At 25.9% G+C, this 23,750-nt stretch carries 24 protein-coding genes and 1 tRNA gene; 7 read left to right on the top strand and 18 right to left on the bottom strand.

Going from position 1 to position 23,750, the window contains the following annotated elements:
- Positions 1-93 precede the first annotated feature (93 nt).
- A complete protein-coding gene (locus EPJ72_RS02280; protein WP_147730645.1) occupies positions 94-1,044 on the top strand; it encodes a DUF2156 domain-containing protein in 951 nt (316 codons plus the stop codon).
- 53 nt (positions 1,045-1,097) lie between these two features.
- On the opposite strand, the gene EPJ72_RS02275 is transcribed toward EPJ72_RS02280, so the two are convergent.
- The 6 genes from EPJ72_RS02275 to EPJ72_RS02250 form a co-directional block, all read right to left on the bottom strand.
- Positions 1,098-1,958, bottom strand: coding sequence for a tetratricopeptide repeat protein (locus EPJ72_RS02275; protein WP_147730644.1), 861 nt, complete (start codon positions 1,956-1,958; stop codon positions 1,098-1,100).
- 23 nt (positions 1,959-1,981) lie between these two features.
- Positions 1,982-3,409: a fibronectin type III domain-containing protein gene (locus EPJ72_RS02270; RefSeq protein ID WP_147730643.1), complete on the bottom strand. Its 1,428-nt coding sequence runs from the start codon at positions 3,407-3,409 to the stop codon at positions 1,982-1,984.
- A gap of 101 nt (positions 3,410-3,510) precedes the next feature.
- The gene (locus EPJ72_RS02265; protein ID WP_147730642.1) at positions 3,511-4,194 is read right to left on the bottom strand and encodes a metallophosphoesterase; all 684 of its coding nucleotides are present in this window, start codon (positions 4,192-4,194) and stop codon (positions 3,511-3,513) included.
- 418 nt (positions 4,195-4,612) lie between these two features.
- Entirely contained in the window at positions 4,613-4,834 is a 222-nt protein-coding gene (locus tag EPJ72_RS02260; protein ID WP_147730641.1) for a hypothetical protein, read from the bottom strand.
- A 12-nt stretch (positions 4,835-4,846) separates the two neighbouring features.
- Positions 4,847-5,095, bottom strand: a complete 249-nt coding sequence (locus tag EPJ72_RS02255; RefSeq protein WP_147730640.1) for a hypothetical protein — start codon at positions 5,093-5,095, stop codon at positions 4,847-4,849.
- A gap of 30 nt (positions 5,096-5,125) precedes the next feature.
- A complete protein-coding gene (locus EPJ72_RS02250; RefSeq protein WP_147730639.1) occupies positions 5,126-6,031 on the bottom strand; it encodes an integrase core domain-containing protein in 906 nt (301 codons plus the stop codon).
- A 602-nt stretch (positions 6,032-6,633) separates the two neighbouring features.
- Here EPJ72_RS02250 and EPJ72_RS02245 point away from each other — a divergent pair.
- The 5 genes from EPJ72_RS02245 to rlmN all read left to right on the top strand — a co-directional run bounded on the left by EPJ72_RS02245 (position 6,634) and on the right by rlmN (position 10,812).
- Positions 6,634-7,743: a hypothetical protein gene (locus EPJ72_RS02245; protein ID WP_147730638.1), complete on the top strand. Its 1,110-nt coding sequence runs from the start codon at positions 6,634-6,636 to the stop codon at positions 7,741-7,743.
- Positions 7,744-7,786: 43 nt separating this feature from the next.
- The gene (locus EPJ72_RS02240) at positions 7,787-8,476 is read left to right on the top strand and encodes a hypothetical protein (protein WP_147730637.1); all 690 of its coding nucleotides are present in this window, start codon (positions 7,787-7,789) and stop codon (positions 8,474-8,476) included.
- 9 nt (positions 8,477-8,485) lie between these two features.
- Complete coding sequence (locus tag EPJ72_RS02235; protein WP_147730636.1) at positions 8,486-9,409, top strand: pseudouridine-5'-phosphate glycosidase; 924 nt, start codon at positions 8,486-8,488, stop codon at positions 9,407-9,409.
- 64 nt (positions 9,410-9,473) lie between these two features.
- Complete coding sequence (locus EPJ72_RS02230; RefSeq protein WP_147730635.1) at positions 9,474-9,719, top strand: FmdB family zinc ribbon protein; 246 nt, start codon at positions 9,474-9,476, stop codon at positions 9,717-9,719.
- Between the two features lie 64 nt (positions 9,720-9,783).
- Positions 9,784-10,812: a 23S rRNA (adenine(2503)-C(2))-methyltransferase RlmN gene (rlmN, locus tag EPJ72_RS02225; RefSeq protein ID WP_147730634.1), complete on the top strand. Its 1,029-nt coding sequence runs from the start codon at positions 9,784-9,786 to the stop codon at positions 10,810-10,812.
- Positions 10,813-10,822: 10 nt separating this feature from the next.
- Here rlmN and EPJ72_RS02220 read toward each other — a convergent pair whose 3' ends face one another.
- From EPJ72_RS02220 to EPJ72_RS02195, 6 genes are all read right to left on the bottom strand, one after another.
- Positions 10,823-11,536 (bottom strand): phosphatase, encoded by a 714-nt coding sequence (locus EPJ72_RS02220; RefSeq protein ID WP_147730633.1) that lies wholly within the window; start codon positions 11,534-11,536, stop codon positions 10,823-10,825.
- A gap of 13 nt (positions 11,537-11,549) precedes the next feature.
- On the bottom strand, positions 11,550-12,164 hold the full coding sequence (locus tag EPJ72_RS02215; RefSeq protein WP_147730632.1) for an AAA family ATPase: 615 nt from the start codon (positions 12,162-12,164) through the stop codon (positions 11,550-11,552).
- Between the two features lie 453 nt (positions 12,165-12,617).
- A complete protein-coding gene (locus tag EPJ72_RS02205) occupies positions 12,618-12,902 on the bottom strand; it encodes a hypothetical protein (protein ID WP_147730631.1) in 285 nt (94 codons plus the stop codon).
- Between the two features lie 94 nt (positions 12,903-12,996).
- Positions 12,997-13,137: a hypothetical protein gene (locus EPJ72_RS13295; protein ID WP_242004879.1), complete on the bottom strand. Its 141-nt coding sequence runs from the start codon at positions 13,135-13,137 to the stop codon at positions 12,997-12,999.
- Between the two features lie 171 nt (positions 13,138-13,308).
- On the bottom strand, positions 13,309-13,614 hold the full coding sequence (locus EPJ72_RS13290) for a hypothetical protein (protein ID WP_242004878.1): 306 nt from the start codon (positions 13,612-13,614) through the stop codon (positions 13,309-13,311).
- Between the two features lie 253 nt (positions 13,615-13,867).
- Positions 13,868-15,928 carry a tetratricopeptide repeat protein gene (locus EPJ72_RS02195; protein ID WP_147730630.1) on the bottom strand — a complete coding sequence of 687 codons (2,061 nt, stop codon included), beginning with the start codon at positions 15,926-15,928 and terminating at the stop codon, positions 13,868-13,870.
- Positions 15,929-16,049: 121 nt separating this feature from the next.
- Between EPJ72_RS02195 and EPJ72_RS02190 the strand changes: the two genes are divergently transcribed.
- Positions 16,050-16,131: transfer RNA gene (locus EPJ72_RS02190), tRNA-Leu, on the top strand.
- 5 nt (positions 16,132-16,136) lie between these two features.
- Here EPJ72_RS02190 and EPJ72_RS02185 read toward each other — a convergent pair.
- The 6 genes from EPJ72_RS02185 to EPJ72_RS02160 form a co-directional block, all read right to left on the bottom strand.
- A complete protein-coding gene (locus EPJ72_RS02185; protein WP_147730629.1) occupies positions 16,137-16,790 on the bottom strand; it encodes a DNA alkylation repair protein in 654 nt (217 codons plus the stop codon).
- 12 nt (positions 16,791-16,802) lie between these two features.
- The gene (locus tag EPJ72_RS02180; protein WP_147730628.1) at positions 16,803-18,260 is read right to left on the bottom strand and encodes a B12-binding domain-containing radical SAM protein; all 1,458 of its coding nucleotides are present in this window, start codon (positions 18,258-18,260) and stop codon (positions 16,803-16,805) included.
- 294 nt (positions 18,261-18,554) lie between these two features.
- The gene (locus EPJ72_RS02175; protein WP_147730627.1) at positions 18,555-20,258 is read right to left on the bottom strand and encodes a hypothetical protein; all 1,704 of its coding nucleotides are present in this window, start codon (positions 20,256-20,258) and stop codon (positions 18,555-18,557) included.
- Positions 20,259-20,559: 301 nt separating this feature from the next.
- On the bottom strand, positions 20,560-20,883 hold the full coding sequence (locus EPJ72_RS02170; RefSeq protein WP_147730626.1) for a cupin domain-containing protein: 324 nt from the start codon (positions 20,881-20,883) through the stop codon (positions 20,560-20,562).
- A 97-nt stretch (positions 20,884-20,980) separates the two neighbouring features.
- Entirely contained in the window at positions 20,981-21,868 is an 888-nt protein-coding gene (locus tag EPJ72_RS02165; protein ID WP_147730625.1) for a metallophosphoesterase, read from the bottom strand.
- The gene (locus EPJ72_RS02160) at positions 21,865-23,628 is read right to left on the bottom strand and encodes a lipoprotein ABC transporter permease (RefSeq protein WP_242004877.1); all 1,764 of its coding nucleotides are present in this window, start codon (positions 23,626-23,628) and stop codon (positions 21,865-21,867) included. The genes EPJ72_RS02165 and EPJ72_RS02160 overlap by 4 nt, the downstream gene beginning before the upstream one ends.
- Positions 23,629-23,750 lie beyond the last annotated feature (122 nt).

The following is a 23,750-nucleotide window of genomic DNA, read 5'->3' as shown; positions in this document are numbered from 1 at the left end:
TATTCTTTTATACTGATCAATAAATTGGTAAAAGATTTTTAGTATACAATAATTCTTATTTACTCTTGTATTATTTATAAAGGAAATACAGTTATGCTTGAATTTGAACCTATAAGTTTAGATAAACAAAAATTATATAATAAATATTTTTCTATCACTCCAGAACAGTCTGCAGATTATACTTTTATGAACCTCTTTGGTCTTAAAGATATATATATGCTAGAATGGGCTTTTACAGAAAAATTAGTATGGATTAGACAACGCTCGCCTTATACAATATATTGGGCTCCTGTTGGAGATTGGTTTAATGCTAAATTTTGTAATGATATGAGCCCTTGTGAAATATCAAAGGAATCGATAATTAGAATACCTAAAGAATTAGCTTTATTTTGGGAAAAGTACACTAAAATAAGCGTAAAAGAAGTGAGAGATGAATGGGAATATTTGTATGATGTTGATGAGCTAATTAATTTAAGCGGCAAAAAATTTCATAATAAAAAGAACTTATATAATCAATTTATAAAAAATGATTTTGAATATAAAAATATAGATATAGAAAATGAAGAGATGATTAAAGATATATTTGAGTTTGAAAAGAATTGGGAAATAAATGAAATGCAAAACAATAATAATAACGAAGATATAAAAACAGAATGTGAAGCTTTTGATAAAAATAAATTATTAACACATGAAGTTCGTGCTGAGGCAGATATTATGATGATAAATACACTTATAAATAATTGGAAAGAAATTGACGGAATCACTGGCGGAGCTATATATATAAATAAAAAAATTGTAGCATACACAATAGCAGATTTTACTATGAGAGATACTATAGTGGTGCATTCTGAGAGAGGGGACAGAAATTATAAAGGAAGCTATCAGGCTATAAACAGACTATTTTTAGAAAACAATAAAAGAGAAGGATATAAGTTTGTAAATAGAGAACAAGATGTTGGTGATTTGGGACTTAGAAAGGCTAAATTATCTTATAACCCCGTTAAGTTTGTAGAGAAATATTCTGGTTTTTGCACTGGAAAATAATTAAAAAAATAAGCCCTATAGATTAATATCTACAGGGCTTTCATATATATAAATCAAACACATACTTTGTCTAAATAAATTTCTTTAGCTTTAGAATAAAACTCTGAAGCTTTGTCATAATTACCATTAATAAATTCAATGTTTCCTAAATGAAAATAATCACTTGATTTTGGAGAATGTTTTATATTTTCTAAGTATTCTTTTTTACTTTTTTCTATATTAGGATAATTATCTTCTAATTTTTTGTTTCTTAAATTTTTTAAAGCTATAGTTTCAGGGCTGTCAGCAGGATACATCTCTAAAGCCTGTAAATACATGTTTTCAGCTCTCTTATAATCTTTTAATTCATGCAAACAAACTCCATAATAATGATAATCATTATAATCAGCTAAATTATTATCAACTAAAACCTCATAAAATTTTATAGCTTCCTTATATTTTTTATTAGCAAAGAAATAATTAGCCAAAAACACTAAAGCTATTCTATCTCTGTTGTCTATTTTTAATATATATTTAGCTGTATCTACTCCTTTATCTTCTTCTTTCAAAACATTACATAAAGATAAAAACTCATAATAAGGTACAAGGTCATCTCCATTATATAAAGCAACACCCTTTTTATAATGTTCAAAAGCCTCTTGCAATTTGCATTCTTTCTTGGAAATAGAGCCTAATATAAAATAAGCCTCAGCTGCCATCCAATATTCTAAGAAAGTATTTAGAAAAACTTTAGCATGTTCATAATCACCATTATTAAATAAAGCAATAGCTATCTTTAAATAAGATTTCATATCTTCGCCATTACTTAATCTAATACTTCTTTTCAATGCCTCTACTGCTTCAGTATTAACTCCTTTCTTCAACAATTCTTCGGCAAGATTACTCAACTTTGTAGCTTTAGTATTGATAGACACAGTATTTCTCCTTAAATTATATATTAGTGAAAAGGTCTAGCATAAACTTCACTAGAAAATTCACTTTCTATATCTCCTCCTTCACCACCTATAGTTGTTACCCTAAAGTAGTAAAGTTTCCCATATTCTAAATTATTAATAACATACTCAGTTTGATTGCCATTAACTATAATAGGCTCATAATCATTATATATTCCAGATTTAGTGCCGTAATATATTTTATATCCGCTTACTTTTTCATGACTTCCTTCCCAATCCAAAACTATAGAATTATTAGCAACAATAGCATTTAAATTAGTAGGTGCCTGAGGAGCTATTCCATCATGATAAATTATCTCAACCTTGTTTAATGAAGGACTATATTCCATAGATGAATCACTCTCTAATAATGCCTTAACTTGAACATATTTAGTCTTAGGACTAGATATTATATTATTAGTTGAATCCAAAAGAGTCCATTCTATATTACTGTCTTCTTCAGAAAAATAATTATTAGAAGTTCTATAATAAACATAAACTCCTGTAGCATTAGTAGTTTTTGCTATATAATTTATTTCATCTATAAAAATATTATCGCTGTTAAATTGCATTACTTTGCTCAATACTTCTCCGCTTGGCAAATATTTCTCTAAATTAAAATCTCTTTTATAATCAGGGCTAAAATAAAATCTATCCATGCCGCCAATGAAACCTTGTCCTAAATATAGAGGAGAAACACTAATATTACTTATATCTAATACATATGGAGAGCCCATTCTATCTCCTGTGCTAGTTAAATAAATGACCTGATCCTCAAGTCCGTCTATATATTTTACCAACTTTCCTGTTTTAGAATCAAAACTAATGCTATGATGTCTCCATTCATTTTCTTTTAAATAATCACCTTCAGCTAAAGTAACATTAGTATATTTACCCTTATACATAAATAAATTATTAAACTGCCAAACTAAACGGCCGTCTATTATATTAGCTCTGATACCGGCATATTTAGTAGTGTCTCCATCTTGATATATGGATGTTTTAGATAATACCTGCGAGTTCATTCGCATCTTATAAGGATTTAAATAAAACTCTATTGTAAAACTGTTTACTAATAAATTGTCAAAAAATGAATAACCTTTATTTTCTATTTTAACAAAAGATTTTACGTTTGAAAACAAGATTCCAACAGCAGCATTTGCTCCTTCCATAAACTTTATATCTCTGCTGTAAGTTACTCCAGAGTAATTTACTTTATTCATTATATCTTTTGCAAACAAACTTGATATATCTCTTTTATAAGATAAATTTCCTGTATTATTCAAACTAAAACTATTAGTGATATTATTAAGACTGCTTGAATATATATTGTTAGTATCTGCAAATATATTATAAATGCTTTGGGCAGCATTAATATTTAAACTTAATGTAAAAGCCATCAAAATAGCTATATATCGCATATTTAAACCCATATTAAAATATTACTACATAACTATTCGGATATAATTAATTTTACATTATTAAAAAAATATAATAAGAAATATAGAATTAATAAAAAATATATATTTTTATATTAAACATCTAATACAATTAAATGACTATCATCAGTATCAAAATGATCGCACATATAAATCTTATGATTATTTCTTTCTATAACGCTATTTACTCTTACCCTATTATGCCCCACAACCTGATTATAATCAAAACAGCCATCTTCTTTTAAATCATGAATATCTGCCCATAATATACCAGCAAACATATTCATTCCTCCCCTTCTATAAGAGGCTATGTTACAATCTTCTTTACAATTTAAATAAACCATATTAATAATTTTAGTTATATCATTAAAATCATCAATATTATATTTTTTCTTTATATAATTAATCCACCCATTTGTAATTCCAGCATGGCTAAATACATAATCTTTTAATACATAAACTACATTAAATATATCTTTATTATCATTAAAAATTTTATTAAGTTCAGCAGCATAACTTTTTCTATATCTGCTTGCTGTAGGATATCCAACTATATACTGAAAATCATGATTTCCTATAAGAAGTTCAACTTTAGAATTATTATTTCTTTTAAACTCTATAACATCCTTTAAATTATCAGAAATCTCTTTGTCTGTAAAAGTAACCCAGCTATCATCGCTATAATCCCCCAAAAAAACTATCTTATCAAAATTATTATCCTTTAACAAATGTTTCCAGCAAGGCTTACCATGTAAATCCCCAATAACAGCAACTTTCATATTATATTTTTTATACCTCCCAAAAAAATAATAATATTTAAAGTATAATTACATAATAATGAAAAATCAAGTATATTTTATTTTGCTATTTATTTATGAATAAAATTTTTATTGACTTCTCATAAAAACTTTGTTAAACTATATTTATAAAGCTAGAATGAATGGCAGAAAATCGTACTCGGCTGCCGTGATATTTAGTTTTTACTAAATTGATACGATGGAGGGAATGTGAGTCATCCCTACTAACTCTTATTATTCATTATTTTATCATTTTTTTTGTTTTTCTTCTTCGCTTAAATATTCGTTATTATTTTATTCTTCCTTAAAATTATTATCAGAGTCTATTTTTACTTCACTATTAAAATTATTGTAATTAAATATTTCATCTTCATATTTTCGTCTGCTTTTATTTCCGTTATTAAAACTCTTCCCACCCCATCTGCCAAAATAATATCGTTATTTTATCATTTATTACATCCTCTTCGTATTCTTCAATAGTTAGATTAGGTTCTTTTATTTTTCGTTCTTCATAGGTAAACATATATGGTAAATTCATATTGTATTTTTCGTATAATTCGTCAATATTGACTTTACCAGCTTTTATATCTTCTTTTAATTGTTGTTTTTCTTGTTCTGTCATTTTTTAATTTACCTACCATTTTGGATTGTTTAATTTTATCATTAAAGTTCTTTTAAAATCGTTCGCTTCTTCATCATTAAAGTTATATTTATCTTTTATCCAATACTTAATAATTTCCGAAAGGTCACCTTCAATTCCAATTTTATTAGCGGTTTTCTCTATAGCGTTTGTAAACTTACTATTTTCTTTGCCTTGCATATTATTTACAATATCTTTAAATATATCACTATTTTTATTATTTTTCAAGTAAAGATAATGCATCAAATTGCACAGGTGCCAAACATATTGCAGTTAGGAATTCCTTAATTTCTTAAAGTATAACATAGGAGTATCATAATTTAAAGCAGAATGTATTCGTTTATAATTCCAAAAATAATTATATTTTTGTATGTTTTTATTTGCTTTCTGTAAAGTTAATTCTTGTGTACAAAAGTCATAGAATTCTTTTTGGTCTCGGTTGTGTGTACTCTCTACTACACCATTATACCAAGGTGAGGCTACTGGGCTGTAAACCCTTTTAATATAGTTCTTCTTACAAAATAAATCTAAAGGGTGTTCTGTGTCAAATGAATGTTTACGGTAAGTAAATTCTGTACCATTATCGCTTTGAATACAATGTATTCTAAAAGGAAAATAATCTATAAGTCGTTTCATAAAATCAATGGTACTGTATGGACTTTTTTCATCGTATAAATATCTAAAGCTCATTCTCGTTGCTATATCTACAGCAGTAAACTGATAATAACGTATTTCACCAAAAAAAGCATATTTGACATCTATTTGTACCTTTTCTCCTGCTTCTTTAATATAAATAGCATGCTTTCCTTTATGTTTTCTCTTAATTTTTTTCTTTTTGCTCCTATACAAATTATTTTCTTTTAGGACAGTTTCTATAGCTGTTGTTCCTACTTTAATGTCTTCTAACTCTAATTGTTTTTTTATTTTTAATTTACCATAACCATATAATTTTCTTATTTCAATTATTCTTTTAATAATCTTTTTATTTTTCAATTTATTTTTATTAGTTTTAGGTGCAGTAGATTTAGGTTTTATAATAGAATAAGTTTCTAATTGGCTTTTCCAATAATAATATGTTCTAATACTAATCTTATATTTTAAAGCTAATACTTCTTTATTCTTAACTTTATTGATTTTTATAACTATCTTTTTTCTTTGATTTGAAGTATATTCTTTCATAGGTATTCCTTTAAATTTAAACTATATATATTATAAGGAATACCTGCTTTTTTTAAACTAAAAAACGTGCAATATCTGTGGCTCCTAAACAGATAATGCATCAAATTGCTTGTGAAATAATATTTACTATGTAGTATCCATTTTGTTTTTTTACCAATATCTAAATCTTCAGGAGGCTCTCGATAATTATCTCCGTCTACTATAAATGTTCCGCTTTCCGCCAAAGCCTCCTCTAGTAAATTACTCGGACGAAAATACATTTTTTTATTTCTTAAATTATCATTTATTATAGTATGTATAGTCTCGTGAGCTATTATCTTTTGTATATTGTTTTCTTCTGCTTTTTTTATAATGCTTGTATTTAAGAAAATAGAATTATCTTTTTCGTTTGATATTTCAACGGTTACTAAGTCATTATGCTTGTCATCTGTTCTTGATATAAAATTATGATATGTTAGTTTTTCAGGATTTGCTTTTAATATAGTTTCTGGCTTATATAAAGAATTGCCTATTATTGCTAAAAAATAACAACGTTAAAATATATAATTTGTTGACACCGTATAATATAAGATTTATAATCACTAATCAATTAGGAAATAGTAATGAAAAAAATAAATATATTAAAAAATAATAAAAAAGATATTATAATAGCTATTAGTTTTATTCTAATAATTTCTATTATTTACATACTGCCATTTGTTACAATAGATATTTATAAACTTACAGATAATTTATCAAATTTAGAAATGTTTTTTAATAATGAATTCGTGTTTCTATTAAAAATACTATTTTCTTTGTTAATACCTCTTAGTTTTTTTATACTTAATATTTTATTTTCAATCAATAAAATATGCTTAAAATCTACAATTATAACAGCAATCATAATATTTATAATATCAATTTATTTATATAATTTACCGTATGAGCTATTAATAAAAATGAGTATATCAAAAGAATATATAAAATTATTGATTCATATATTTTCTGCTAATATGCTTATTATTTTTGCATTAGCCCTTTCATATATTAAATATGATATAAAACAATTATCTCATTTATACGACTTCTATACTATGATAGCTGAAATTATTATATGGGCATTTTTATTATATTTTGTATTATTTATCATTTTAGCATTAATATTTGCACTAATGAAATTAAATAATCAATTAGATATAAAAAGCATTACTATATTTTTAGTACAAAATAATATGTTTAACTTAAAAATATTATACACTATATTTATTATCTTAAACTCTTCTATAATATATTTAGCTTATCTTTTATATAATAAAATGCAAAACACAAAACTATCAATAACTATATCAAGAACTATAAGCATATTTATATCAATTAGCTCTCTATCATTAATAATATTAAACTTAAAAAACAACATATTATCATCTCATAAATTATTTTTTTATTTATATCTTTTATTTTTAATTATATTTATAAAAATAATTTTCTTGTTTAGAGCAGATAAAAAATTAGATAAATATAAATATATTTCTTATATTATATCAAACATATTTATTATTATATTTTCTTTATTTTTAATAATAAATGATGTTTCTAATATAAAGTTTTTTATTGCAATCATACTACTTAATGCCATATACAATATAATTTTATCTATAATAAAAAAGAGAGGTTTTATATTTTATTATAATTTTGTTTATATAATTTTATTTGCTATTTTATTATTTACTTGACTTTTTGAATAGTTTTATTAAACTATTTAACTGGGAGTGAGACATGAAAAAATTTCTTCTATTTACATTATTAATCAGTTCAATATTCTACTATAATCTTAGTGCTGTTAGTGTAAGTTTAGGTTTTCTAGGTCAATTTGGCATGAGCGGTGCTATTGCTGATTCAGCTTCAAAGCTTCCATCAAGTTTTAGAGATTTTGATATGGGTTATTCATTTTTAGTTGGAATGAGAAATGATATAACTCACAATACAGGCATATCAATACTTCTAGATATTGGATATTATCATGACTCTTATGCTTTAAAATATGATATAAATGGAAATAGAGCAACTGAAAATTATCAATTTGATAGTTTTATGATAGGAGGAGTATTTAAGTTTCATTTCTTTTTTATGTCTTTATCAGGCGGAGGCGGAGTAAAAATTCCTATTGGGGGTACTTATCGTTTGGAGGATAGTTCTTTAGAATATGCACATAATAGAAGATATTATCTTGATAGAGGTGATATAAGCGATATTTTTGAAAATGCTTTAATACCATATGTTAAATTTTCTTTGGATTTCCATATATTAAATTATCTTCTTATAGGAGTATATGTTAATTATGATTTCGCTCTAAACTTCAATAATAATGGTTATTTAAGCGATATTAGAATTGCAAATAAATCTATAAGCTCATTAGATTTAGGATTGCAATTTGGATATTTTTTCAATGTTTTGGGAAACAGGTAGGATTTTAATATGAATAAATTAAATGATTTTTTAGATATTAGTGAAGAAGTAAAAAATGCTTTAGATGAAAAAAAGGCTGTGGTGGCATTAGAAAGCACAATAATATCACATGGTATGCCTTATCCTGAAAATATAGAAAGTGCTTTAAATTGTGAAAAAATAATTAGAGAAAATAATGCCACACCTGCCACTATTGCTATAATAAAAGGCAAAATAAAAATAGGTTTAAATAAAGATGAACTTGAATATATGGGAAGTGCTAAAGATATTATCAAAACAAGCAGAAGAGATTTACCTGCAATACTTGCTTTAAAAAAAGACGGTGCTACAACTGTAACTACAACTATGATAGCTTCCTCTCTCGCAGGAATTAAAGTATTTGCTACAGGAGGAATTGGAGGAGTTCATAGATATGCACAAGATACTTTTGATATATCTGCAGATTTACAAGAACTTGCTAAAACAAATGTCGCTGTTATATGTGCTGGGGCTAAATCAATATTAGATTTGGGGCTTACTTTAGAATATCTTGAAACTTTTGGGGTGCCTGTACTTGGCTATAAAACTTCTAAATTCCCTAATTTTTACACAAGAGACAGCGGTTTTAATGTAGATTATAAAATAGACTCAATAGAAGATATAGCAAATATTCTTCACACCAAATGGTCTTTAGGTTTAGATGGCGGAGTTGTTGTATGCAATCCTATACCAGAAGAATACGAAATGGATAAAAGCTATATAGACAAAGTAATAGAAGACACTGTTAAAGAAGCAAAAAATAAAAATATATCTGGTAAAAAAGTCACTCCTTTTATATTGGCTAAGCTTCATAGTGTAACAGAAAATAAGAGTCTTAAAGCTAACAAAGAATTAGTTTATAATAATTGTCGTGTAGCTGCGAATATTGCTTATAGTTATTCTAAACTCAATTAAACACTTGACAGATTTTTATTTTGATATATATTTTTTTATTAAATTAATTTGGAGATTAAAAATTATGCCTACTTATGAATATAAATGTAAAAAATGCGGACATGAGTTTGAAGAGTTTCAGTCTATGACTGCTGAACCTAAAGCTAAATGCCCTGTATGTAAAGGAAGTGCTAAAAGAATAATTTCTTTAAATGTTGGAGTAATATTCAAAGGCTCTGGATTTTATGTTAATGATTATAAAGGAAAAAATAGCACATCATCTTCTTCAAGCAGTTCAAATAAACCTAAAATAAGTTGCTGCGGAGTTTGATTAATAAGTTTATAGGTTATAAGCTAAAAATATAAAAAAATACATAATAAAAAAATTAAGTTATATGCCAAAAAAAATATCTATAATGAATGTATCAGAAGAGGATTTATCTAAATTCTGTATTGAAAATAGTTTTCCTAAGTTTCATGCATCTCAAATACTAAATTTGATATATAAAAAATATGCCATCTCTTTTGATGAGATGAGTAATATTCCAAAAGATTTAAGGGCATTATTAGATGAAAATTATTTTATACATAACTCTAAAATAGAATCCATCACAGAAGATGAGTATGGTACAAGAAAATTATTAATATCATTATATGACAAGAAAAAAATAGAATCTGTAATACTCGGCAAAAATGAGAGAATAACTTTTTGTTTATCATCACAGGTTGGCTGCGGATATGGATGTGCGTTTTGCGCTACTGGAAGCATGGGGCTTTCTAGAAATCTCACTGCTGATGAAATACTTGCTGAGTTTATACTAATGCGTGCTGTTACAAAAAAGGTTAATTCTATAGTGTTTATGGGTATGGGTGAACCTTTAGCTAATACAAAAAATTTATTCAAAGCAATAGATACTATTAACTCCTATAAAGGATTTAATTTAGGCATAAGGCATATCACAATATCAACATCTGGAGAAGTTGCGGGGATAAAACAATTAATAGAGAGAGATTTAGATTGTAGATTAGCTGTTTCTTTGCACTCACTTAAAAATGAAGTCAGAGATAAAATAATGCCTATAAATAAAAGATACCCTATAGAAAACCTTATAAACATACTTAAAAGATACAGCAAAAATGGAAAAAGAATGATTACTTTTGAGTGGGTTTTAATAAAAGATGTTAATGATTCTGTTAATGATGCTTATAGATTAGTAAACTTAAAAAAAGAGTTTCCTTTCAAAGTGAATATTATACCCATGAACCCTGTAGAACATGCTCCAGAGTTGCAAAGACCAAATAAAGATATTATATTGAGATTTAAATCCATATTAAAAGATAATGGAATAGAAGTTGTTGAGAGATTCAAACAAGGTCAAGAAATTTTAGCAGGGTGTGGACAGCTTGCTATAAAAAATCAATAATATTATAAACTTAATTTCTGTTTCTATTACTTAGATAATTCATAAGTCTATCAAAATCTGCATTCAAAACCAAATCTTCTGGAAAATTAATACTTTTAAGCATATTCAAGGAAGCTTCATGATTGCCTACATTATATTTTGAATGAGAATCTGAAGTAACTACAATATTTAAATTATATTTTTTACATAATAATGCCACTTCTCTGCAATTTTTATCACTACCCTTTCTTACTTTAAAAGAAGAAGAATTAATTTCTATAAGTTTATTATATTCCTTACAAAGTTTAATTATCTTTTCCATATCAAATGCAAATTTAGGATTTCCAATATGTCCAAGACAATCAATATAACTATTTTTCATTAAACCAATATATCCATTAGTATGAGATTCTATATTTGAAGGAGTAATACAATCTTCATGATAAGAAGCTATGACAAAATCTAAACATTCAAGAACATTTTTTTTTAAATCAATATTTCCATCATAATCTATAATATTAGCTTCAGCCCCTCTAAGCACTCTAATACCATTAACATATTCAGGTATATTATGCATAGACCTAAAATGTACAGATTTGGCTCCATCGCTGGATTTAGGGCCATGATCAGTAATAGCAACAGCCGAAAATTCTTTTTCTTTAGCAGCATTTATAATTTCATCTACTGTACTAAAGGCATGCTGGCTTACTATTGTATGTGTATGCAAATCCGCTATTATTTTCATTTATTGCAAATCCTCATATACTTTTAGCCATATCTACTATAATATCTTCTACTCTTTGAAGTCCTATATAATCGCTATTAAAACAAGCATGATAATTTCTTGCATCCCCCCATACTCTTCCTGTATAATAGTTATAATGTTTAGCTCTTAATTTATCTCTATCTTTAAGAATCTTCTCTACACTGCTGCTGTCTAATTTATATTCATTAACAGCTCTATTTATTTTACTTTGCATATCTGAATGTATAAAAATATTAATACAATTATCAAATTTCTCTAAAACATAATCAGCACATCTTCCAACTATTACACAAGAATGCTTGCTTGCAATTTCTTTAATAACATTGCTTTGAGCAAAAAACATAGTATCCTGTAAAGATTCCCCATTACCAAATAGCATATTACCAGCATAAGAGCCAGATATAGCAAAATTAAAAAGAGAAGGAGAAGTTAATTTTTGTTCATTTTCTTTTATATAATCAGGAGAAAATCCTGTTTTATCAGAAGCTATCTCTATAATTGCCTTATCATAAAAAGCAATACCTAACTTTTTAGCAACATTCTCTCCTATAAATCTTCCCCCGCTTCCAAACTCTCTGCTAATAGTAATAATAATTTTTTTATCCATAACGATTTCCTCCAATATTTTTTAATCTCTTGACAAATCAGCTCCCATTTCCCTCATTTTTAATAATATATAATCTGTAGTTTTTCTTTTGCATAATAGATTCTCTAAACAAAATAATATTATTATTTTTTGCCATCTTCAACCCAATCTAGCATCCATCTTCCATAACCTCATCTATAAAAACCAAAGAAAAATACTCTTTTATCTTTAAGAACAGATTTTATATCATTATACATGGGCAAAAACTCACTACCCTCTAAAGTTTCATCCACACATAGCAGCTTAAAGCTATTATAGAATATTCCCCAGTTTTATTTCTATTAAAATTACATGCCTTAAACATATATCCGCTTGGTACTTTTGAAGTTCTATACCCTCTTTAAGAGCATTTGCCATAAGCCTAGTATTAATTGTTTTACTCTAAACAAATACAGCTATTTTTTATTCTTAAATTTATTTTTTTAAATTTTCTTTTGCCTCTTCTATAGATTTTGATGCTTCTTCCAATGATTTACTTAGAGTATCTTCAGCATTCTTTTTCACATCTTCTATAGTTTCTCCTGCCTTATCTAAACCATCATCTATCGCATCATTAGCAGTATTTAATCCCTCATCTATTTTTTCATCAACATTCTCAAGCAGCTTATCAACTTGTTTTTCTATATTCTTTTTATCTTTTTCACAAGAAACAAAAAATGCAAATAATATAATAGATAATATAAAAAATATTCGCTTCATAAAAAGTCCTTATATAAGATATTTTAATTATATTAATAATATACTATTTGTCAAGATAATAAGACTATAAACTTTTTAGCTAAAAATAAATTTATTATGGTATTACGGCAGCTGTATCATCTTCCCAAACTTTTGCATAACTTGTTTTTCTTTTAAAAGTTATTTTTATAGGATTATTTGTAATAGCTTCAGCTAATTCTTTTGGAGTAATTTGAAAATTAGTTTTTAATGACAAAGAAAACTCTACATCTAGCCATACATTAGGAGTACCGTCATCACTAGGAGATAAAGCTGTTTTTATATCACCTTTTACCTCACAGCCTATATTCGTTGCTAAAGTATATATTTTCTTTTGAAAAGTATTCGTAAATTCTTTTATTTTTATTGGATAATTTGGTTCTTTTATTCATTTTGATTTTAACTGCATAGTTAATTGAGGATATTTACTTCCTTCTGGCAATTCTTGTATAGACTCATATATAAAATCAGTAGACACTTCCTTAACATCATCAGGCGTATTTGGAACCTCAAAAGATAAAGCAGGTATTTGGCTATTTATATAATCTAAAGTTATAACAATTATAGCATTATTAGTAACAAAATTTGTCATAGAGTTTGTAATATAGATATAATTAGTTTCTGGAGCAGTTATAATATTATCTGGAGCAAGTATATTAGGACGTTCTTTTTGACATGATGAAATAATAATCAAAAATAAAAACAAAAATATTTTTTTTATAGGAGTGATCTCATCGTATTAATTTTACAAACTTCTTATTATTCATTAATAAATTATAAAATCTATATTCAAATAGTATGTAAACATTTATTTAAAAAGCAATAATAAAATATATACAAAATTATTTATTTAACAAAAATTAAATATAAAACAATAATTACATATGAAATTAATAAAAAATTAAATTATCTTAATAATACTATACAAATTAGATATTATAACACTATCAAGATATAGGTGCATTTGATACATATACATTAATTCTATATTTATTTTTTACTGTCTCTGAATTATATATATTAGTAGCTTTTGCTAATCTATCATTATATTTCTCAACCAAAAAATCAGCATCCTTAACCTTTGGAGCAAGTATTACCTCTTTTAATGCCTTATTGTCAAATAAATATAAATAGTTTTTGTAAGAGCGTTTCATCTTATCATCTATATGCAAAGGATTACTTCCATATTCAATCAGTTGTATAATACGCATCTCCTGCTCTTCTACAAATGAAGAATCTTTTATTAAATATTGTATATTCATAAGAAGCAGACAAGAATATTCCAACTCTTCACTATTAAAAGATTTTATAACATCAAATATATTATTAAAAATATAACCTATCTTATTTCTTAACTTATCATAAAAATCATTTCCTTCATTCCAAAGAGCATGATAATTTTTGTTTAAATCTATTATAATATTATTATAATCAGATTCAGAAGGATTAAATATTATTTCATTTTTTCTATAATTATAATAAAGCACATAATATAATGGCAAAGTATTTTCTTCATATGACTCCATATAAGAATTATTCTCTTTATTATAAGAAAAAGAAAAAAGTATACTAGAGTTTATATTATTAAAAGAAGTATCAAAAAAAGATTTATTAAACACTAAACAGCAGCCTGTTCCTTCTTTATTATCATTTTTACCATATAGCCTATACATAGTAAGAGAGTCTTTACATCTGCTAAAAGAAGTTTGCAGTGCTATAAAATTATTAACTTTAGAATGCTTTACATTTAAACTATTATCGCTAAGAAGCTTCATTAAAATTTTACCCTCCTTAGGATCATTGGCATTTTTTACGCTTGTCATTCTAAACTTATTTTTTTTAAGATAACTATTATAATTTTTTAAATTAGCTTCTTCTGTTTTATCGTATCTTCTATCAAAAGCCATCTCATCAAATACTTCTATGCTAGTATAATGAGATATCTCTTCTATCTTATCATAATCTTTTACTGATATTAAATATAAAAGTATATATTGTAGTATCCACAATCTTTTTAATTTATTTTTATCAGAAATATCTTTTGTAACAAAATAAAAATATTCCTCTTTCTCTTTTGTCCAAAAACTCTCTTGATTTAAGATTATATTTATTAGTTTATCTATATCTATAAAATATATAAACTTTGATATAATATTAAAAATATTAACAGATTTATAATTGTCTATGCTTATCAAAATATCTAAAGCTTTATCATATTCTTTTAAACATATTAAAGAGTTAGCCTTAGAAAAATAAACTCTCTCACAAATAGAATCATCATCAATATAATTATATTCTATCATATCAATATCATTTATGTCTGATTTCTTAGTATTTTTTATCTCTTTTGATTTTAAAATATATATAGCTTTGTCAAAATACTCTATTGCTTCTTTATATTTATTTACTCTATTTAAACAATTTCCTTTATTTAAATAAACTATCTCTAAATATTGATTACTTTCTATTGCCTTATCATACATTTTGAAAGCATTATCTATTTCGCCAAGCCTCTCTAGCATAATAGCCACATTTAAATAAGCATATTCATAACCTAATTTTCCTGCTATATTAAAATAATCTAAGGCATCTTGATAACGCTCCAATTTTGAATATATTATTCCTATATTAAAATAAGATATTTCAGATTTGTCATTTATCTCTATAGCCATATTAAAAGAAGATAAAGCATCATCATAAGCATTTAACTTAGCAAGTATTATGCCCTTATTAATAAAAGCCTTTTCATATAAAGGATTTACACCTATAGCCTTATCATAAAACTCTATAGACTTTTCGTATTGATTTAAATAATATAATGTTAATGCTTTTTTGTAGTAGACTCTTGCAAAATATATCTCTTTATAATTGTTATCTAAATCTTCGCTATAAGTATAAAAATATTCTATAATCTTATCGTATAGCCTAAGTGCAGAAGAATATTTAGTTAAGCCAAAATATAACCTCGCCTGAATAAACCAACTATCTATTTTATCTTTTACAGTCATAATATAAATCCTTTATTTTATATTAATACATTTTTTATTATTAGCAATAAATAATTTATAATAAAAAAAATAAAATTTGACAAAAAGTTATGTTATTATATAATAGATATTAATTTTATTCGCTCGGGTGGTGGAATAGGTAGACACAACAGCTTGAGGTGCTGTCGGGTAACACCGTGCTGGTTCAAGTCCAGTCTCGAGCAAAATTTTATAAATATTTACTTGCTTCTTTTATACTCAAATTAGACATATTATCTTTATGCTTATCAATGAAATCTATAACCCATTTGGGATTAGTTTTGCTATAATCTCTAAGTGCCCAGCCTATAGCCTTGTTTATAAAGAACTCTTTTTGATTTAGATTATTAATTATTATATCTTCAAGTAAATTAGTATTTGTATTATTTTTTCTTAGAAGCTGATGACATATAGCAATTCTTCTAAGCCAAAAATTATCATCTAAAGACCATTCTAATAATATTGAATTGACGCTCTCATCTCTCAAAGCAATGTCGCCAATTATTCTATGAAAGCCGTCAACACTGTCCCACCATGATTTTGTTAATATATATTCTTTTAATTTTTCAATATGAGTTTTATTTAAATATTTTTTCTTAAGACTCAAATAATCAATAGCACAATATTGAAACTCTCTATATTTACTCTTAAAACATTTATCTGTAAAACAAAAATCAATATTCTCTGTTTTTCTATATTCTTTAAAAATATTGTTTTCTATATTTTTTCTGCTTTTAGAATCTACACCCAAAAACTCAAATTTATTTTTCATGTATGCAGACATCTCTTTAGCTTTTTTGCTATTTTGTAATTTTGTTAATTGTTCAAATATATAATCTAGCATAATTAAATATATTTACTCAAAATCTTTTAAATGCCCTTTTGAAACTTTTTTAAATGCTCTTAAATAATATTTTATATCGTCTAAATCTCTAATAGATAATACTTTATGCATTAAAAACTGAGGAGTAAAACTCAAATTATAAAGCTTTTGTATCCAGCATTTTATTTTCTCTTCGCCGACATCGGTTTTCATTATAGCCTTACGCATATCATAATCTTCCCAGTTTTCTGTGGTAAGCCAATTTTCTCTTTTGCATTGATTAAATAATTCTGTACCCGGATACGGAATTATAATTGTTGCCTGCATCGTTTTAGCATAACCTTTTAGAAGAAGTTTTTTAGTAAGTTCATAAGTTTTTTCAATATCTTCTTCAGTTTCCCAAGGATATCCAAGCATTACAGTTATATGAGGTGAAAGTCCTGCATCGGATGCCGCTTTACAAGAAGGAAGTATCTCTTCAACTTTATTGCCTTTTACAAGTCTGTCCAATGTGTTTTGACTTGCTGATTCCAAACCAAACAACAAGAACCTAAAACCTGCCTTTTTCATAAGCCTATATTCTTCTTCATTGCAAGCCCCAAAACGCATATTACAATCAATATTAACTTTTTTATTAAGCTTTTTGTCTATCATAAGATTACAAAAATCATTAAGCCATTTCTTTACAGGAAAGCAGCCAGTATCGTCCATTATCTCTTTTATATTATATTTGTTGTATAAAAACTCTACTTCATTAACTACATTCTCTGCAGTCCTCGCACGGAAGTTTGTATATATGCCAGTCCAAGAACAGAAAGTACATCTATGATGCCAGCAATCACGTCCAGCCATTATATAAGTGCCCGGAATGCATTTAAAATTTCCATTGTCATAAGCATATCTTTTCCACTCAGTTAAATCTCTGTCTATAAACGGCAGACTTTTTAAATCATGTCTTAATTCAAAAAAGCCTGTATTTTTTATATTGTTGTTTTCTCTGTAGTATATGCCTTTTTCTAATTGAGTTTTTCCGTTTAAATATTCTATTAAGTTTAAAAGCAAAAAGTCATAATCGCCTCCTGTAAGCAAATAATCAACCTTACAGTTATTCATAGTTTCATCAGGCATAGCAGTAATATGATCTCCTGCAATAACTACTATCATATTTTTGTATCTTGCTTTTAAATCATCAACTATTTTCCAAGCTTTATATATAACAGGAGTCTTCACTTCAAAAAATAATAAATCAGGTGTATTAGAATCTAAATACTCATACCATTCTTTGGTAGTCATATTCCTTGCAATAGCGTCAATAAAATCTACATTATAGCCTGCATTTTTTATCATAGTTGCAGCAGTGGCAGGCACAACAGGATAAATATATGTAGGGCTCTTGAACCATTGAAATTGTCTGTTTTGTGAAAGTAATGCCACTCCCCTATCGCTTTCAAATGGAGGATAGCCTATATATATTCTGTTTATTTTATTCATATAATAACCTTTTGAAAATCTTAAACTATTAACATAATTATAAATTATTACTTTATTAAAAGCAAATTGTAAACTATTTCAATTAATCTTTTTGCTGCGGGAAAAAAGAACAATAATTTTTTATATTTTTTATTTGCGGGGACTAGCCCCCGCACCCCCACTTCTTTTATTGGTATAAAAGAAGCAAAAGAACTGCATTTTTATAAAGTATAGTCAAAAATATATGGTATTATTTTATATATATTTATTATATATAAAACTGAAATATTTGCACTTTAGCTATTGGCAATCCATTTAATATTTAAACTCCACAGTATAATGCGTAATAGCATTGTCTGGCATAATGTACTCTCTGTTACTTTTCATAAGCTCAATCATATCAGCCCTAGCATCAAGCTCCATTCCTCTAAGTACATTTTTTACATATCCGCCTAGTCCAAAATTGACATTAGGATCATAATAAGTTCCATCTCTCAATTCTTTTGCTGTTTTTTTCAAATAATTTATTACAATAGAATATTCTTTAATAGTATTTATTTGACTATAGTCCACAAGCTGCACTGCTTTATTATTAATATTAAGCATTACTTTCTCGCCTCCGCTCTGCCATACCATTAATTTATCTGTATAATCTATAGGAGTTATTACTGTCCAATCTTCATCTTTATTAGGCTCTTTATCTTTGGTTAAAAACTGATTAAGCCCAGCTGTTTTTATATGTTCTTCTGTGATAGTAAAATATTCCTGACCGCTATTATAAGCCGCTTTTATCTCTTCATAAGGAGGTATAGGAACATAATAAGTTTTCTTATTTATTATATAAGTTTCATAAGAATTGTCTGATTTATAATATCTATCAAGCTTTATCCAATTAGGCTCTTCAGGTGTTTTTATTCTATTTTGTATATAAGGTAAATCCCCTCCTAATGAATAAGATATTTCATTTGCCTTGTTATAAGCTGAAGAATTGGGTTCTTTCTGCCAATTTACTCCATCGGTAGTTGACCATATAGTATTATCATTTTCAAATTTTTCATATTTATTCACCCATTTATTAATGGAAGGATCATTTTCATAATATCCCCTTTCTCCTTTTGTAACATATATTTTATTTTTATCATAGCGAATATTAAGAAGGCTTCTTTGTCCCCAAGGAGTATTTCTTTTTTCCCAATTAGCCCCAATTGAAGTATCTTTATTTTTATATACTCTATAATATACATCTTTACTTACTGTAAATGGTCCTAAACTTGTATTTCGGCATCCAGTTGGATTTTGCTCACAAAAATCTTCTGATAAACTTATTAAATATATATAATCTTTAAACTCTACAGTTTGAAAACTAACTCCAAATCTTCCTTGAAAGCTCGCATTAGGGTCTGTACTTACTAAAGGAAAAGTTTTATAAACATTATCATTAGAACCTTCTGTTTTCCAATTTATTAAATCTGATGATGTTTTTATCTCATTATTAAAAGTTATTCCTGTGCGAAATGTATGAGTTATTTCTTTACCTTTACAATTTGTAGTAGTAAAATAGCTTGAAAAATATGAATACCTTCCGTAATAATCATCTTCATATAAAACTCTGTTTTCTTCTATTACATTCATTCTTAATAAATAACGATAGCCCTTACTGTTTTTATCATAAACTACTATGTTTCCATCATCATCTATTTGTAAAATTATATTCTTAGCCGTTTGAGTTAATGTTTTATTTTCAGGTATATACTCATACATATAGTCAACCAATATATACCATTTGCCTTTATATCTAAACTTTCTTCTAAAGCCTCCAAATACTTCGCCGTCTTTAGCAGGTACAGGGTTTACATCAATATGGCCGGGTATTGTGTCTTCGGGCAATCTAAAATCTGTTTCAGGCGGTATATAAGTAGGACCTAATATATTAAATTTACTGCAGGATATAATTAACACTATTACAACAATTAATAAAGCAGATATTAAGCATAGTTTTTTATTAAATTTCTTCTTCATAATAAAAATATAAACCTCAAATATATTTTTAACAATCTTAATAAAACAAATAAAACATACCGCTATTCTATATTACAAATACAATTTTTCAAGCTAATTTTATAATTTTGTTTTAAGATTATGAGTTTCTGTGATGTTTTAGTATAAAAACCATATAATTATTATAATACTATCTCTTACTTACTTTGAGAATTAAAAATATTCTGATAGAATTATTTATAAAATTTCTATGTTTATAAAAAAGCATAAGGCCACAAAAACCTTATGCTTTATATAAAAGATTATTTATTAAAAAATACCATTATGGCTTCACTTGTATAACAACCACCTTAAAAGCTTCTATTGCCTTTAATGAATGTTTGGCATTAGCAGGTATTAAAATAGATTCTCCTTCAGACAACACATAAGCATCATTTTCTATAGTCATTTCAAACTTACCGTCTATAGTGATAACCAATACATCTCCTGTACTGCTATGAGTTGGTATAGCTTTGTCTTTGTCTACAGAAAGTATTTTTATTGCTAAATTATCTCTGTCTACTAAGGTTAATGCAGAGTTAATCTCTACAGTGTCTTTTAATGATAATACTTTTTTATAATCTATATTATTAATAAAATTTGGCATCGCAATATCCTTTTAATTTTTTTTGAATTATCCAATATTTCTTTATAAAAGTCTATTGCCATAGCAACAAATTTTATAGCAGCAAAGAATAAAAAAATTATCTTTTTCTTTTTAATGTAATAATAACTACTTCAGGATAAGCAAAGAGTCTAAAAGGAAGCAGCACTACCCCAACCCCAGATGTAACATACACTTTTGTATTATATGCCTTCATATTGCCATATATGCTAATTAGAGGATATTCTCTATTTTTGTTTATAAACTCTATTAACTTGATAGGCACAAAACTTATTTGAAATCCATGAGTATGCCCAGCAAGAAAAAAATCTATTAGCTTATTGTATCCGCCTTCTCTTGCAATTTTTAATGGGAAAAGAGGTTCATGAGATAACAGTATATGAAAATCATTAGTTTCTACACCCTTAGTTGCACTATCAAAATCTACTTTATCTGTTAAAAAATCTCCAACTCCCCCTATAGAAATATAATCTCCTGCTTCGTTCGTAATAAATACCACATTATTGTCTATAGTTTTAAATCCGTTTCTTATTAAACAATTAGATACATCAGTAGTACTCTCCCAATTATCATGATTGCCCATAACGGAATATTTGCCAAACTTGGCATTTAAATCTTTTATTCCTTCATCGAGCTTTTGAACATTATTAGAATTATAATAATGAAACCATCTTGGGGCACTGTAAATATAATCGCCTGCAAATAATATTAAATCAGGATTATTTTTTCTTATAATATCAGACATTTTTTTTACATGAGAAGTTGGTATATAAAGCCCAGCATGCATATCTGCCGCAAATGCTACTTTTGTACCTTCAAAACTATAAGGTAAATCATCAAACTCTAATTCAATATATCTTACCCTCAAAGACCTTGAAAAATAAAACATATATAAACAAAGAATTAATATTATAAATAGCAAAATTATTATAACTTTTCTCTTTTTCTTAAATATATTTCTTATCATATATCACTGCCTAATAGGTTTGATGAAATTATAGTTAAAGCAAAAGATAAAATAAAAATTATTACTAAAAATATTATAAAATCAAATACTATATCATAAAGCACTAAAATTAATATTAATGACAAGATAATAGAAATTATAAATGATATAGCATACTTTTTAATGGACTCATTTTTATTAATATTGTTAATATTACTTGCTTTAGAAAAAACAGACAATAGAAAAGAATTAAACAAAGAAACAGATATAAAAAATAATCCCATAAATATAAAGCCAAATATTTTTATATTATCATTTTCATATCCTTCTATATAAAGCTCATCTAAATTATTATCTTTTAATTTTTCATTTAAATATGTATATATATTATCTTCTGATTGTATTATTATTCTTTCATTGTATGGAGATTTATCGCCACCTCTAAGATGCAAAAAATCATACATAGTTTTTAAATTAGCATATATGTTATAATTTTCTATATCATATATTCCAACAACCTTAAAATACATAGTATCTAAAATACCGCGTGAGTTTTTTGCTATAAGAGAAACACTATCTCCAACTTTAAGATTTAAATATCTTGCTAAATACTTACCAATAACAATTTCTTTGTTTTCTCCTTTGAATATCTCTCCAGACATAATGTTATACTTAATATTTAAATTATCATAAGCATAAACTTTAGATTGAATGCTTCCTGTTCTAATAACAACACCCACAGGAAATGATATAACCCTCGAAACATCATTATTAATAATATTTATATCTCCAATAGAACCATTCAATAAAAAAGTGTTATCAGAAGTATTTTTTTTAGCAATATTATAAACATTATTGTTTGAAGATGGTGTTTTTTTGGCTGTTTCCAATAAATAATCATAAGAAACTACAAAAGCAAAAATATATACTATAACAAAACCAAAGAGAATTAATTTAGAAAATTTTAAACTTTCTAAAAACATCTTTTTTATTGAAAATACTTTTAATTTTGCAGACAATACAGAAACAACATTTACTAATAATACTATTAAATATATATTATCAAAATAAAAGTTAGTATTTAATATATATTTCATTATTATAAAATAAGCAGCTAAAGAAAGCACAAATCCAATAATAGAAAATATTACGCTATAAATCAAATTATCATTATTTATAAATATAAAACTAAAGAACAAAATAAAGAAATAAGCTAAAATAAAATATAAATTATTATAATTATTGTTTTCTTTTTCATTATTTAAAGAGTAATATCCAAAATCATCCCCAAAAATTTGCTTAACTATATTATCATCTAAAGTATTATTTTTTAGATATATCTCACTAGCACAATCATTAAGCCTTACAAAATTATTTAAATTATCAATATCAACTAAAGCATAATTATATTTTAAAGCATCTGATATACTTAAAACCTCATATTCTTCAGCATTATAATGACCATCTTTAGTAATTAATTTTAATATAACGCTGTCCCCAATTTCTACATTTAAATTCTTCGAAGTTTTTTTACTTATTATAACACCATTATTTTTTATATTTTCAAGAGCATTAATATTAAAAATATTATTATTTTCTACGCCGTTTAATATAATCTCTTCTTCACCCAAATAGGAAATAATAAGTGCTTTATATTTTAATACTGCAGATACATCTCTCTCATCAAACTTTTTTGAAAGATTCTCTTTTTTTTCCCTATAATTATCAATAAAATATTCAGGCGGAGCTTCATCTCTCACAGGCATATAATTAGTATTCATAATGCTTATATAATTTGAATACGTTTTTTTATTACTAAAATTAAAATATAATATTAAAGAAGCAATAAATGAAATAAATATACAAAATATAACTTTCTTTTTCATAAATAACACTCAATAAA

Source organism: Brachyspira pilosicoli, assembly GCF_008016535.1.
Taxonomy (GTDB): domain Bacteria; phylum Spirochaetota; class Brachyspiria; order Brachyspirales; family Brachyspiraceae; genus Brachyspira; species Brachyspira pilosicoli_A.
This window is presented reverse-complemented; position numbering and strand designations above follow the sequence as displayed.